Source organism: Paraburkholderia sp. BR10954, from assembly GCF_040965775.1.
Lineage (GTDB): Bacteria > Pseudomonadota > Gammaproteobacteria > Burkholderiales > Burkholderiaceae > Paraburkholderia > Paraburkholderia youngii.
The window spans coordinates 1-14,369 of the sequence record NZ_JBFRCK010000065.1 but is presented as its reverse complement, the minus strand read 5'-3'; the positions used below and the strand labels follow the sequence as shown (position 1 = coordinate 14,369).

General features: G+C 56.5%; 6 protein-coding genes and 3 pseudogenes. 7 read left to right on the top strand and 2 right to left on the bottom strand.

Going from position 1 to position 14,369, the window contains the following annotated elements:
• The first annotated feature begins 1,371 nt into the window (after positions 1 to 1,371).
• The 6 genes and pseudogenes from AB4Y34_RS38555 to AB4Y34_RS38530 all read left to right on the top strand — a co-directional run.
• On the top strand, positions 1,372 to 6,798 hold the full coding sequence (locus AB4Y34_RS38555) for an AAA family ATPase (RefSeq protein WP_368718995.1): 5,427 nt from the start codon (positions 1,372 to 1,374) through the stop codon (positions 6,796 to 6,798).
• Between the two features lie 224 nt (positions 6,799 to 7,022).
• A pseudogene (locus AB4Y34_RS38550) lies at positions 7,023 to 7,549 on the top strand (DDE-type integrase/transposase/recombinase); the annotation flags it as partial.
• Between the two features lie 30 nt (positions 7,550 to 7,579).
• A pseudogene (locus AB4Y34_RS38545) lies at positions 7,580 to 7,738 on the top strand (IS3 family transposase); the annotation flags it as partial.
• Between the two features lie 1,168 nt (positions 7,739 to 8,906).
• Complete coding sequence (locus tag AB4Y34_RS38540; protein WP_368718994.1) at positions 8,907 to 9,395, top strand: DUF3757 domain-containing protein; 489 nt, start codon at positions 8,907 to 8,909, stop codon at positions 9,393 to 9,395.
• Positions 9,396 to 10,057: 662 nt separating this feature from the next.
• A complete protein-coding gene (locus AB4Y34_RS38535) occupies positions 10,058 to 10,627 on the top strand; it encodes a chorismate mutase (RefSeq protein WP_176369827.1) in 570 nt (189 codons plus the stop codon).
• Between the two features lie 822 nt (positions 10,628 to 11,449).
• A pseudogene (locus AB4Y34_RS38530) lies at positions 11,450 to 11,579 on the top strand (transposase); the annotation flags it as partial.
• Between the two features lie 103 nt (positions 11,580 to 11,682).
• Here the strand turns inward: AB4Y34_RS38530 and AB4Y34_RS38525 are convergent.
• Entirely contained in the window at positions 11,683 to 12,345 is a 663-nt protein-coding gene (locus AB4Y34_RS38525) for an HD-GYP domain-containing protein (RefSeq protein WP_176369824.1), read from the bottom strand.
• A 609-nt stretch (positions 12,346 to 12,954) separates the two neighbouring features.
• On the opposite strand from AB4Y34_RS38525, the gene AB4Y34_RS38520 reads away from it, so the two are divergent.
• On the top strand, positions 12,955 to 13,134 hold the full coding sequence (locus AB4Y34_RS38520; protein WP_368718993.1) for a hypothetical protein: 180 nt from the start codon (positions 12,955 to 12,957) through the stop codon (positions 13,132 to 13,134).
• Between the two features lie 994 nt (positions 13,135 to 14,128).
• Here AB4Y34_RS38520 and AB4Y34_RS38515 read toward each other — a convergent pair.
• A partial coding sequence (locus AB4Y34_RS38515) for a DUF6429 family protein (protein WP_368718992.1) occupies positions 14,129 to 14,369 on the bottom strand: 241 nt, incomplete at its 5' end.

The window sequence follows — 14,369 nt, the reverse complement described above, 5'->3', positions numbered from 1 at the left end:
GCATGCGTGCGCATGCCCCGCGCGGATCGCGCGGCAAACCGGTAATTCAGCGGGAAATTGCACGCGCAAGTCTCCTGAACGTAGCTTCGGTCGTCATGACGGGGCGCTTTTCAACAGCCTGCTAGGGCTAAGCACATTTTTATCAAAGCGGCTGCACGCGTGATCTGCCGACCCGTAACCGCGAACGTCAGATGTTCCCTTTCGAGATACGCGTCGCACACAATCGCTAAGCCCCTTTCGTCAGCGCTTGGCGCTGCAGACACAGAGGAACGCGGCCTGTTATTTCGCCATAGTCAAACAGCGCATCGGTACATGGTACGGCTGTACGTTCCGGGAGCAATCAAAACGATTATATAATAAGTATTACTACTGTTCACATAGGGAGTGCAGATGGGCGTCAACCTGACAGCGCCAGGTTTGCCGCAGTGCTCGATAAGAACGCGCGTCGCCTTAAATTGGCGGAACGTCGATTCCGCCTGAGTGAATTGCAGGTGCATGAAGGGACTGGTTGCGTCATCGACATACACCAACAGCGTGCACGCTGGAGCGCGGTCCTCGAGCTAGCGGTGATCACCGCCATCAATATGGATGAACTCGTCCAAGCGCTCCTATCGTGTGCGTGACTGGTAGACCGTCGGCGGATGCAGTCGACGCAGGATCAACAGGCCTTCGCTCGTCATTCGATATGACCCCTTTAGCGCCATGCGGACGCTGGGATTCCCGTGGCTTCTCCAACGCTAGGGGCCGGCCCAAAATCGGCGTGTCAACCGGGGATAATCGTGAGCACGATCGGAACAAAGCATCTCGACAGCGTCTCGCTGCGCGAGATTTTTGTCCGAAAGCCAGTCCACGGCCCAAATTCCGAGCCGCACAACAAGCCGGCGATTCTGCCGCGCCGTCAGTTCCAGCCGTTGCGCAGAACGTTAGCGGTTTCAGCTTGCTATCCACCACGACGTTCAAAATGGTATGGAATTGTCCAGCGGGCGCATCGCGACCGTTCGCTCTGTTGCTGCAGCCATTAAAGCTCCCTGGAACTGGACCTCCCACGGGCTACACGCTTGCGATGACCGCGGGTTTTCCATTGGCAAAACCCAGACGTTCCGGTGTAGTCAGGAACTCACTGAGCCTTCTCGGCGGTTTCATCATATGTTAGAACCCTTGCCCGGACAGCCAGTGGTTCAGATACTTTTGCCAGGATTTCCATAAACCACGCACGGTGGGATGCAAGTGGCCATTGCGGCGTCGCGGCGCTATTGTGCGAGAGTTACCCTATGGTTCTTACCGCGCAGCCAGAGGACACTTTAGACAGACGAATTGGGCTGCGTCCCTTGATACGATCAGGGACTGAACTTGACTAGTGAATGACGGCAGATGAACGATCCACATGGCTCTGACACAGGCTTCAGTGTCCACATACTTTGGGAGGATGCAGAGCGCACTTTCTGTCGCGTCCGGTCCCCGAGCGGCAACGATAGCGTCCTGACTCTCCGGACCACCGAGGAACATCCCTCGATCGCCCTTCTCGAGCGCCTTGCTCACGAATTCGCGCTGAAAGAACAACTGAATGGTACGTGGGCGGTGCACCCGATAAAGCTGGTACGCGAAGATGAACGGATGGCACTGGTTTTCGAGGATCCGGGCGGCGAACCACTTGAGCGACTGGTGGGCGCGCCTCTCGGGGTGGAACGTGTTTTGTGCCTCGCCGTCGGCATTGCCGGGGCGCTTGAGAAGCTCCACCGGAGTGGGTTCGTTCACAAGGATTTCAAGCCTGCCCATGTGCTAGTTGACTGCACGGACAGCCAGCCGCGGCTCACAGGATTTGGGATCGCTTCACGACTGCCGCGCGAGCGGCAATTTCCACAGCCACCCGAAACGATCGCCGGCACCCTACCCTTCATGGCGCCCGAACAGACTGGGCGGACGAACCGCTCGATCGACTCTCGCAGCGACCTCTACGCGTTCGGAGTTACGCTTTATCAAATGCTCACGGGGTCCCTACCGTTCACTGCTGCGGATCCGATGGAATGGGTACATTGCCATGTTGCGCGTAAGCCGGTGCCTCCGATAGCACGGGTAGACACGGTCCCCCTTCCCGTCTCAGAGCTTGTCATGAAGCTGCTCGCCAAGACGCCGGAGGAACGGTATCAGACGGCGGCTGGCGTCGAGCGGGATCTGAGGCATTGCCTGACCGAATGGCAGCGTCAACGCCACATCGATTCCTTTGTGCTGGGCGAATACGACATGACCGACCGCCTCCTGATCCCTGAGAAACTCTACGGGAGGCAGAGGGAGGTGGATGCATTGACCACTGCGTTCGATCGCGTAGTCAGGACTGGCATCCCTGAACTCGTGCTCGTCTCCGGGTATTCGGGTATCGGCAAATCCGCAATCGTCCATGAACTGCATAAGGCACTCGTACCATCGCGCGGGCTCTTCGCGTCGGGCAAGTTCGACCAATACAAGCGCGACATACCCTATGCGACGCTTGTTCAAGCTTTTCAGGGCCTGATCAGACCGCTACTCGGCGAGCCTGACGCGGAACTCGCAACCTGGCGCGAGACGTTGATCGGGGCACTCGGTCCTAACGCGCGACTCGTGACCAATCTGATCCCTGCGCTCAGGCTGATCATCGGCGATCCCCCGCCCGTCCCAGAGCTCGAGCCAAATCAGGCGCGCCGCCGTTTTGAAGTCGTCTTCCAGCGCTTTATCGGCGTCTTTGCGCGACGTGAACATCCGTTGGCACTATTTCTTGACGATCTGCAATGGCTCGACGCCGCGACGCTCGACTTGCTCGACGGGCTCCTTGCGCGCTCGGATCTGCAGCATCTGATGGTAATCGGCGCCTATCGCAGCAATGAGGTAACTCCCGGACATCCGCTGCTGCACAAGCTTCAGACGTTAAGGGCTGTCGGCGCAAGGCTCGACGAAATTGTTCTCGCGCCTCTTGCTTGTGAACACGTGGAGCAACTGATTGTCGAAGCGCTTCACTGTGAGCCGGGACGTGCGGCACCGCTTGCGCACCTCGTGCATGAGAAGACGGCGGGCAATCCGTTTTTCGTCATCCAGTTTTTGCGCGAGCTTGCCGATAGCGATCTGCTGAGCTTTGCCCATGACACGGCCTGTTGGAGCTGGGACCTGCCCCGCATCCACCGCAAAGAGTACACCGACAATGTAGTCGACCTAATGGTGGCAAAGCTAGTGCGCCTACCGGCGTCAACGCAACGCGCCATGCAACAGCTTGCCTGTCTCGGCAACACCGCCTCCTATATGAGGCTGCCTAAAGTTCTGGGCGTTTCGGAGCAGGAAATCCGGGCGCTGCTGAAGCCGGCACTCGAGCAGGAGTTGGTCGAGCAACTAGAAGACGCCTACGGGTTCGTACACGACCGGGTGCAGGAAGCTGCCTATTCGCTAATTCCCAAAGATTTGCGTGCTCACACGCATCTGCGAATTGGACGGCTACTCGCGGCGCAAACTCCCGCTAGCAAACGGGAAGAGGCGATCTTTGATATCGTCAGTCAGCTCAACCGAGGCGCGGCGCTGGTGAGGTCCAGGCAGGAACGCCAACAACTGGCTGCCTTTAACCTGATCGCCGGCAAGAGAGCCAAGGCGTCGACAGCCTATGCGTCGGCGCTCACCTATCTCACTGCCGGCGCTGCACTCCTTCAGGACGATTGCTGGGGACGCAGGCACGAACTGGTCTTTGCGCTCCAGTTGAGCCTGGCAGAATGCGAGTTCCTCACTGGGCGGCTAACCGATGCCGAAGAGCGGCTGGCGATGCTGTCAAACCGCGCGACGAACACCGTGGATCAGGCGAGCGTCGCGTGTCTGCGAATGGATGTTTACCTGACTCTCGATCGAAGCGATCGCGCGGTCGAGGTTTGCCTCGATCACCTCCGTCAAGTCGGCATCGACTGGCCCGCACACCCACATGAAAGCAACATACGTAGAGAGTACGAAAACATCCGGCCGCGGCTTGCGGGCCGGACTATCGAGGCACTCATCGATATGCCGTTGATGACGGACCCAGCGTCCCTCGCAATCACTGACGTGCTTAGCAAGCTCCTGAGACCAGCCTGGTTTTTTGACGCGAATCTGGCTTCTCTCGCTATATGCAAAGTGATCAGCCTGAGTCTGGAGTGTGGGAACTGCGACGCCTCGTGTTTCGCGTATGTCATGTTTCCGCGGATCGCTGGGCCACGCTTTGGCGATTACCACGCTGGAGTCCAGTTCGGTCAGCTCGGCTTCGATCTGGTCGAGCGACGCGGACTCAAACGCTTCGAGGCGGTCACCTATCTCTGCTACGCGCTGTACGTTGTGCGCTGGACGAAACACGTGCGCTTCAGCAGCGAAGTGCTGCGCCGTGCGTTCGAAGCAGCGGGTCGGACCGGGGACCTTCCGTCTGGCGCCTATACCTGCTGCCATATCGTTTCGGACCGACTTTTCGGCGGTGACCCTCTAAACGATGTCGAAACCGAAATTGAACAGGGCCTCGCGTTTTCCAGGAAGACACGTTTCGGTCTGGTCGTCGATAACCTCACCACACAACTCGTATTGATCCGAATGCTCCGCGGCGCCACACTGAAATTCGGCCACTTCGACTATGACGAGTTCAACGAGCTTCGTACAGAGCAGCACCTGTCCGGCAACCCCGCGCTCGCGACGGCCGCGTGCTGGTACTGGATCCGGAAACTGCAGGGACGATTCCTTTCAGGCGACTATGTGGCCGCCATGAACGCGGCATCGATCGCGCAAGAGCTACTTTGGAGCTCGTCGACGCACCTGGAGGAATGCGAGTACCATTTTTACGCCGCTCTCACAAAGGCCGCGCATTTCGACCGGGTGCCAGCCGAGGAGCGACAGGAGCACCTCCACAGCATCGCCGCGCATTGTCGGCAATTGGAGATCTGGGCGAACAACTGTCCCGCGAATTTCGGCAATCGGGTTTCACTGGTAAGCGCCGAGATGGCGCGCCTGGAAGGCCGTGATGTCGACGCGATGCGGCTCTACGAAGAGGCCATTCGCCTTGCGCGCGCAAACGAGCTCGTACACAACGAAGCGCTTGCCAATGAACTCGCATCCGCGTTCTACGCGGCGCGCGGGTTCGAGAAGATCGCCCGTGCCTATTTGCAGGACGCACGACGGGGGTATCGACGCTGGGGCGCAGAAGGCAAGGTGCGTCAACTCGACGAACTGTACCCAGGTCTAAGGGACAACGAGCGAGCGCCTGATTCAGGCAGCACTATCGGGACGCCTCTTGAACACCTTGACCTTGCTACCGTCATCAGGGTGTCGCAGGCTGTTTCCGGAGAGGTTTTCCTCGACAGATTGATTGAGACGATCATGCGTACCGCTATCGAACAGGCGGGAGCGACGCGTGGATTACTGATCCTTTCGCATACAGGAGACCAGCGGCTCGCAGCGGAAGCCTGGACGGACAGCGACAAGGCATGCGTCCAATTGCGTGATGCGCCCGTGAGCGCGACCATGATTCCCGGGCCTGTTCTCTACGATGTATTGCGCACAGGCGAAAGTGTCATTCTCGATGATGCTGCGGCCGATCCCAGGTTCGCGACAGATCCTCATATCCGGCAGTATCTGACTCGTTCCGTCTTATGCCTGCCATTAATGAATCAAGCGAAGCTGATCGGCGCCCTGTACCTCGAAAACAATCTGATCACCCGCGCCTTCCCATCGACCCGGATTGCACTGCTGCGGCTGCTCGCGTCGCAGGCGGCGACTGCACTCGAGAACACTCGCCTGTACCGCGACCTGCAGGAACGGGAGGCCAGGATTCGCCGCCTCGTCGACGCCAATATCATTGGCATCATCGTCTGGAATGCCGCCGGCGACATTCTCGAAGCCAACGACGCTTTCCTGCGTATGGTGGGATATGAGCGAGAGGACCTTGCGTCAGGATGCCTCCGCTGGAGGGATCTCACGCCAACTGAATGGCAGGAAAGCAGCGAACGGGCTTTGGCCAAAATCAGAAACCACGGCGACGTTCAACCCGAGGAAAAAGAATACGTGCGAAAGGATGGCAGTCGCATACCGGTCATGGTCGGCCGCGCTGCTTTCGATTGCAGCGGGAAGGAAGGCGTTGCTTTCGTAGTTGACCTCACGGAGCGCAAGGAAGCAGAGCTCCGCTTGCGCGAGTCCTACGAGATGCTGCGTGAACTTGCCTCACATCGCGAGACGGCTCGGGAGGATGAACGCAAGCATATTGCGCGGGAAATGCACGACGAACTCGGACAGCACCTCACCGCGCTTCGCCTTAGGGCGTCGATATTGCGCATGAGGCTTGGCGCGGATCGCCCGGATCTGGTAGAGCATACGCAGGCGCTCGTTTCACTTGTGGATGTAACGATGCAGGTGGTAAGGGGCGTTATCGCGTCGCTGCGCCCCGCAGCGCTCGATTCCGGAATTGCAGCGGCGCTCGAGTGGCTCGTGGCCGATTTCAACCGCAACGGCCGGACGGTCTGTCATCTCAACTTGCAGGACGAGAATATCGCCGTAAGCGAGGATCGCGCTATCGTGCTGTTTCGCATCGTTCAAGAGGCACTGACCAATGTCGCACGACACGCTGCGGCCAGAAGAGTAATCATCGCATTAGAGCGAACCCCCGATGCTTGCCTTCTCGAAGTGCTCGACGACGGTTGCGGATTCGATCCTCTGGCAACGAGAAAGAGGTCATTCGGACTGGCAGGGATGGAAGAGCGTGTTCTGATGCTGGGCGGTGCGATCGACGTTATCAGCTCGCCGGGAGCCGGCACCATGATCAAGGTGAGACTTCCTGACTAGTGGGCGATCGAGAATAGCCGTTAAAGTCACACACCTAACGCCTGCGCCCGCTCGGCGTGCTGAACCCAAGGTCCGGAATCCGTGCGCGCCGCAGATCCGGAACTCGCCGTTCCGAGGTCGGTCGGAAAATGTGGAAGCCAACGTTTCGTCATACCGAGAAGCGGGGGCATGCATGAATCGAATTTCAAAAGTGGTCTATAGGAATGAGCTTCACGACGAAACGAGCGCCGAATTTGCTAAATCAGGATTTCTCGGCGACGGCACTCAATCAAGCCTGGTGCGGTGACATCACCTATATGGTGACCGAAGGGGCTGACTGTATTTACCGGCCTGAAGGAACTGTACAGTGGTGAAATTGTCGGCTAGGCGGTAAGGGAACGGAGGACGAAAAAATCTGGTCATGTCGGCGCTGTTTCGCGCTGTCGTGACCCGCCGGCCCGATTCACCATAGCGATCGAGGATGGCACTAGCGCCCGCTCGCCTATCAAGCACTCATCGGCCACCTTGACATACACGCGTTGCTGAGCCGCCGTGGCAACCGCTACAACAACGCCCCGATCGAATCCGTCGGGGCAACGCCGAAGAATGAACTGGTCTAGCATCAATGTTTTGCCACGTGAGAGCAGGCACGTTTGGCGATCACCGAATACATCGAAATCCTCTACAACCGGCAACGGCCGCAGGCGCCGCTGACTACCAATCGCCTGTCGCGTTCACGCGGCGCTTTTATCTGAATCAGATCACTGCTTAACCTGTTGGCCTTCGCCAATTCCGGCCGATCCAGTATCGCACGCATCGCGAAACCATGGCCGACTTGTTCAAATGCCTTGATATGTTCTATAACCGCAAGTCGTCGTGATTCATGCCGTGGCTTGTCACCAACTCAGTTCATGCAGGACTGGCCTGCGCGGCTCAGCGGACAAAGGATAAGGCTGCATAACTCGGGGGCCTCTGGAAGGCGAAAACCCGGGCGCATGAAATGGGTCAACGGCTCCCTAATTTCGATAGAAGCACTTCACAATTGCGGCGGGCGGGCGGAACACTTCCGCCGCGGGTTCCTTGCTCGCAATCAGTGATCTGGCCAAGACAAACAGGGGAATGGGAAGCCAGTTCCACCAGCGCACCTTCCCTTCGGACATCGGCCAATGCTACGTTTCACACTACGCCGCTGATGATTGCGCGAGTTCCTTTTGTCATCGCCTAGGTTCTCGCCGACACTGTGCCAAGCTCAAAGACCGGCCACGTTACTCCGTTGCCTGACTCCCCGGACCATCTATCGGGCCGGTCCCACAGTAGTAGGGATAACTCTCGGTAGGGTCTTTCGGGTTTGTGTATATGCATACATCGTTCGCCGCGACCGCAGAGGCCTGCGCCGCCACACCCATTAAAACCGCGGACAGAAGGCCACCAGAAAGCACTCTCGTCATGATTTCCATACACATTCCTTTGTTAACATGCCGTAAATTATGCGACTCGTGCACTGGGCGCCGCAATCACGTACCTTACGAAATTGTCTGAGCAACTGCCAGAAGAAAAGCATCAAATATATTGATGCCAACGCACGATCGTCGTTAGGGGACCGTGCTGCTAGGTCGAGAGGCGGTCTCCGGCACGATGCGGGCAAAGAGCCCACGACTTTCCGGTTACTTTTTTGATGCCATCTTCATTTCCTCGCATTCCTGCCAACAGACTGTTGCCGTTCATCGAGGGGCAAGTGCCGCGGGCCAGCTCGGTCCTGGTTCATGCACCTGTCGCGATACCGTCGCCCTGGTAAGTGTTCATACTGTCCGCAGACTATTGCGGGTGGCCTGTTTCGCGCTGAATGCCATTGAGTGTGCGCGTCGGATTGTCCTCGTCATTTCCTCGTGTCCTCTGCATGCGTTATCGCCGCCCTCCTTGCACCTACGAGAAACATGGATTCGACATGCTATCAACGATATTTTAATCGGGCATAAGTTACGTTTACTTTTCATCATCCGCGTCATTAATGTATAAATATGTTTTTGGTTCCGCTGATCATCGTGGAATATAGGTCATCAAAAGGCGAAATTGGCTGCCGCCTATAGCTTGCATAGTAGAATGCGTTGAGTGCTCAGCCAGACGATCAGATGCTTAAACTTACCGTTTTGCAAAGTGGAGAAGCGAACCCGATGATGAGAAATTTACTTGTTGTTGCCCTTGCGCTCGGCGCATCGTATTGCGCTGCTGCTGAAACGTACGAAAGCTGCCCGATGCCTGCCAACATCAAGATTGCGCGGGGTGTGTACACGGCAACAACCAACGATAACGAGGGTGAATGGATTGGCACTTCGAGAGGACCAGGCGACGGTAATATCAAGGAATTTACCTCGTCCATGTTTTTTCCGCCGCAGCTTGATAATGACGGTTCTGTGCAATCGCCGCTAGTCCGGTGCTCCTACGAACTTGCCCAAGGCGGTCATTTGGATTTACGGTTCGACCCTAGGCCGCCGCTACCTGGTCTAAGGGTCGATGTAGGTTTATGGCGCCGGAAATCCGGCCCTTACGATCTCGACTACTATGAATGCACTGAGCGGGCCGCTTGGCGTTGTAGGTTCGAGGTCGTTCGGCGGTCCTGACCTGAGCAATCGTAAGCATACGATTTCTCTCCTCTCGCTTTTGCGTTCAGCAAGATTCGCGATTTCGTCCGCAACACCAACTTGCGGGCGCCATGAGGCCCGGTCGAAAAAAATGGAAGCGAACGTTTCATAATACCGAGAAGCGGAGGCATGGATGAATCGAATTTCAAAAGCGGTCTATACGAAGGAGCTCCGAGACAAGCGGTCAAGCTGACCTTGATTGAAGGTGTTGGGATATCGGAGGCTTCCTGACGATTGTCGGCTCCAATGAAAACGGAGGCAAACCGGGGGCGCGCGGCGAAGCCTGTAAGCTCAAGGACGTCGGACGACCAACTCCCGGAGCTTGCCGGCTTAAGTTCGAGAATGGGGGCGGAATCTGAGGTTTTGCTTGCAGGTCAAGTTGACAACTGTCTGGACCGTGAGAGTTTGATGATTACGTTAAATTCTCCGGCGCTCTGGAAAATGAAAAATTCTTGTCGATTGGGCGTCGGAAATTATCGTTGACCAATGTCTTGGCTCAGACCATGTCCTAACTATCCGGATTTGAGGTCCAATGTAGTGCGAACTGCAGAGCGACTGTAGCGATGGGCGACGTATCGGAGCGCTTCGCCGCAGGCGAGAATGAACCAATAGGGAGAGTAGTATTGAAACTGAAGAAGAACATGAGGCGTGTTTGCACTCGGCATGCAGTGACACTTGCACTAGCTGTATGGCTCGTGACAGGCTGCTCGGCCGGGGCACAGCAGGATGCGTTCGTGCCGCTCGTGCGCACCATGGCAGATCGCCTCAACACCGCGGACCAGGTCGCTCTGAACAAGTGGGACACGGGCCAACCCGTCTATGACCCTCAGCGAGAAGCGCAAGTCATTGCAAATGCGGTGGCGATGGCGTCTGAGTACGGACTAACCACGGAGGATGTGACAAACATTTTCTCGGACCAAATTGAAGCCAACAAAGAAATTCAGTACGAGCTGCTCAGCAACTGGATGCGTCAGGGCAATGCTCCCGCAACGCCTCGCCAGAGCTTGCCGGGCGTTATTCGACCAATTCTGGATAAGCTGCAGGCCAATATCATGCTAAATTTGAAGGGCGTGGCGCCTCTTCGCAGCAATACAGATTGCCAGACACAGGTTGCAACAGCAGTGGGGCGCGTCGCCCAACAAACGTCGCTTGATGCCCTACATCTCGCGGCCCTCGACCGTGCGGTCGCGCGAATATGTGTCAAGTTTTGACTTTCCGGGGGGCTAAAGACATGCAAGGAAGCTCCCTGAAGGCGGACATATCGGAACTCCGTTGCGCAAATGGCGGCGTCGCGCATTTGAGATGGAGAGGATCCCCTGCGCTGGGGCACCAGCATGGTTTCGATGTCGAAGCGTGCCCTGACGACGTGCGCAACGTTCTTTGGGGACTATCCGTGAGTAGAGTGGCGACGAAACCATTGCCGACGCGATGCTTTACCGTCTCATGTAGCGTCATCACTGGATCACGCACAGGTGGACCACTTAGAAAACATCCCCAAAACCCCAACGTCCTGGAGCCCGAACTCGATCTCAACTGGGGAAAAACCTACAATCGACATCGCGCAATGCCAGACCCGCCGAGTCGGTCACGATTCCAAAATCGGCGATCAAGTTCGCTGAAGTACTCATCATCCTTTAATATGCCGTGTTCGGCTCATCAACCTTCTACGCTGAGATAGGAAGCATGGACGACCAAACAGCGCGAAATGTACTCAGACAGGCTGATGGCTGGATCGACTGGAATGACGTCCGGAACGCGCCGGACTGGCGGCAAGGAAAGATCGTGCTGGACGGTAGATTTAGTGCAGACGAGCTTCGTGCGATCATCGAGCTTCGCCGAAACACTTGCTAGCAATAGTCGAGATCCCTGATCTCGCGCTTCTATCCCGGCTGTGATCCCCGTTACTGTCTTCCCGCCTCGATATTTGTGGCTTTGGCCTACTAGGCCCCGCATGATTCGCCCCCAGTGACCTGCTCCCAACGAGTAGAGCTAACCGAAACCTAGTAGAGTTCGTTTCGGAGAAGAAGACGAACATGGAGAAGCGCTTTACGGAAGGACAACTCATCGGTTTTCTGAAGGAAGCCGATGCCCGTATGCCAGTCAAGGAGCTAAGCGGGAAAGCAGGGGTTCAGTCATGCATCGTTCTACACTTGGCGTGCGAGAGGAGAGGAACTCATTTGGTGAAGAATCAGTTGCCCTTGGCGAGTTCGAGTGAATCGGGAAGGGTGCGCTTCGATTGCGTGGCCCCCTCCTCTTCTAGATCCATCTATTTCTGACGAACGGCAGAAACGACCGAAAGGAAGAGGTGCACCATACGAGGGTCGAACTGCGAGCCTGCACCATCAACAATCGCCCGTATCGCCTGACTTCTGGGGATGGCGCGCTTGTAGACTCGCGCATGCCGGATGGCGTCGTAGGCATCAGCGACTGAGACGAGACGCGCTGCCATCGGAATCGATTCGCCTCGAAGGCCGCTAGGATAGCCAGTTCCGTCCCATCTTTCGTGATGACACAGGGCTACCTCCCTGAGGAGACTAGGCAAATCGGATTGCGGAAAGCCGGACGCTACCTGGTCAATCAGCTTCGCACCTAGTGCGGCGTGAGCCTTTGCGGCTGAGTATTCCGCTTTGTCAAGCGCACTCGGTTTGCCTAGGATTTGTGCCGATACAGCGGCTTTGCCTATGTCGTGAAAAAGCGCAGCAACTGACAGGCGCTTCGCGCTAATTTCGCAGGCGGTGTCCGTGTTCCAGCCCATCCTGCCCATCATGCTCGTCATCCTGCACGCGAGTGCCGCGACGCGCTTGCTGTGATTGACTGTCTGCCGGATGACCATAGAATTGAGTTTGTAATCTAGGGATCCGTTTACTTCGATAAAGCGCTGCAACGCGGCCACGCGCAACCGCCGGGTGAGAGACGATCCGGGTTCCATCGGTCCATCTCGCTTAAGCGGTCGATGCTCAAACGTATTCGCGCGGCATCTTGGTCGCTCCCATTCCTCATTGGTTAGCTCATGAAAATGCATTCACATCTCCAAACGGTTTGATCGAACCACTAGGCTTACGACGATCGTTTCGTGCGCGATATGTTCCTTTCCCCAATACATGCAACTTCCCTCCAATTCGACAAACCTCTCCCTTTCAGAGGAGCCCCTGAGAACTCGTCGCCAACTTGTTGCCAGTTCCATCGCGAGCCGAGGCCATGAACTGATTCGACACGGCGGATGATAAAGGTAGTCCCGCAAACACAAATCGACAAGAGGGCAAAGTGTGCGATGCGTCAAGGTATTCTGGGATTGACAATGGCGAGGCTTTTTTCGATTTCCGGAGATCACGTCTCACACGACACCTCTTGAGGGCCGAATCTCAGGGATTCCGATGTTGCACCGGAGATGACCATGTTGTTGCACTTATGACGGTCGCATGTCCGGAACGCGACAAAGTGATGAGTCCCAGTCGGTCGGAACCTGCACTGACCGTCTCTTTCTTGTGGCCCACAAATTGCTGGGAATGGCGGCACACCTCACCACAAGGAGTCTTCCATGCTCAGGAAAAGGATCGATCCACGAACGCTTGAGGCCATGCTTGTCGAAGCGACGGAAAACGCATTATCTGACTATGACTCATCGCTCGCGTTGGATGACGATTTAGAGGCAGTCGCCCAGTTCGGCGCCGCTTTCGCCGTTCGTGCACATGGTGCGGACACCGAATCGGATACGTAACCTGTGGAGGATGCTGAGGCTGACGGCGATATTTACAATTGGCGTGATGACGTTTTTTTCGCGACTCAGGGATTCGACGCTGCACGATTGGGTCGCTCGCAGTGGGTACCTAAGCGAGCGGCTCGAATCCATCTCAGTAGCCGAAAAGCCGTGGAGACGATCAAGCCGCCGCATTCGCTTGCTGGCAGCGATTGGGAGCAAATGGAGCACCAGACGTTGGAAGAAGATTCAGCAAAAGGTGGATTGGCGGCGGTCCAAGGTGGTCGACTCCGAAAGACGTCAAAGTGACCGTCCACATGCGCGGGAACTGTTGGTAAAGCTGCTTCCCAGGACGCAGATGCTCATGCTGGGAAGCCGGACACGACCTAGTCATCGAATCCGCCCTTATCGTCAAGTCGGTTGCTTTTCGTGGTTTCACGCGGGGCGACTATGAGGCAAACAGATTGCTTTTCTTTCGCCAAGCATGGTTAAGGAAGGTCTGCAAAGCTTTCCATCACGTTCGCGTGAGCGGAGGTGCGCTGATTCCCAAGCCCAAACCAAATCGTACCGCGATTCAACGACGCAGGGGAGAGTAGCTGAAGAATTGCTCCCAAAGAAAGGTAAACCGAATGTTTTGGAGTACGTTTATCGCGAAGCAAAAACAGTATGACTCACGAAAGGGCTGGCTTGCGGTGTGGAATCATATGCTGGCTACCAATGCTGCCTGAGCCGCACGGTTGGACAGTCCCCTCCGCGGCGAGAACAGGACTCGATCATAGCTGATGAGTGGGCGGCTCGAGTGAAGTAGAATTGTTTGACAGGGGGAGAGAACGCGGACCAACATCTCGCTGCAAAAAGCGGCACGTACCCGCCGTCTATCAAGGGGGGCCGTGGTCTAGCAAAACGGACCACATGCGTTGCGTAGTCCGTTCGCGCGGTAATCGCGAGGCATGCAAGCGGCCTTCAGGAAAGATTCCCTCCAGGGGCTAGTGTCGTGAGTTAGAAGTTCGTTGAATCAATTTCCCGGTCTTTCTGGAATGACGAAATGCTGTTTAAAGAGCCGCTCGGACTCACGCAGTCCTTCTTCGGTAAAGATCACAGACTTCGTCCTGTTGACCGGGTCTTCGACGAAACCCCGTTCGTAGAGTCGGTTCAGCACATCCCAGTCGAAACCCTTCCATGCGCGGTATCGGGCATGCAGGGTCAGGTAGAGAAGTGCCAGGGCGACTTCATCAATTGCGTCGGTGTTGATGTTC

Bases quoted from the DNA above. Each gene is read 5' to 3' on its own strand.
- AB4Y34_RS38555 (WP_368718995.1), top strand. From the start codon at position 1,372: ATGAACGATCCACATGGCTCTGACACAGGCTTCAGTGTCCACATACTT.
- AB4Y34_RS38540 (WP_368718994.1), top strand. From the start codon at position 8,907: ATGCTTAAACTTACCGTTTTGCAAAGTGGAGAAGCGAACCCGATGATG.
- AB4Y34_RS38535 (WP_176369827.1), top strand. From the start codon at position 10,058: ATGAGGCGTGTTTGCACTCGGCATGCAGTGACACTTGCACTAGCTGTA.
- AB4Y34_RS38525 (WP_176369824.1), bottom strand. From the start codon at position 12,345: ATGGAACCCGGATCGTCTCTCACCCGGCGGTTGCGCGTGGCCGCGTTG.
- AB4Y34_RS38520 (WP_368718993.1), top strand. From the start codon at position 12,955: ATGCTCAGGAAAAGGATCGATCCACGAACGCTTGAGGCCATGCTTGTC.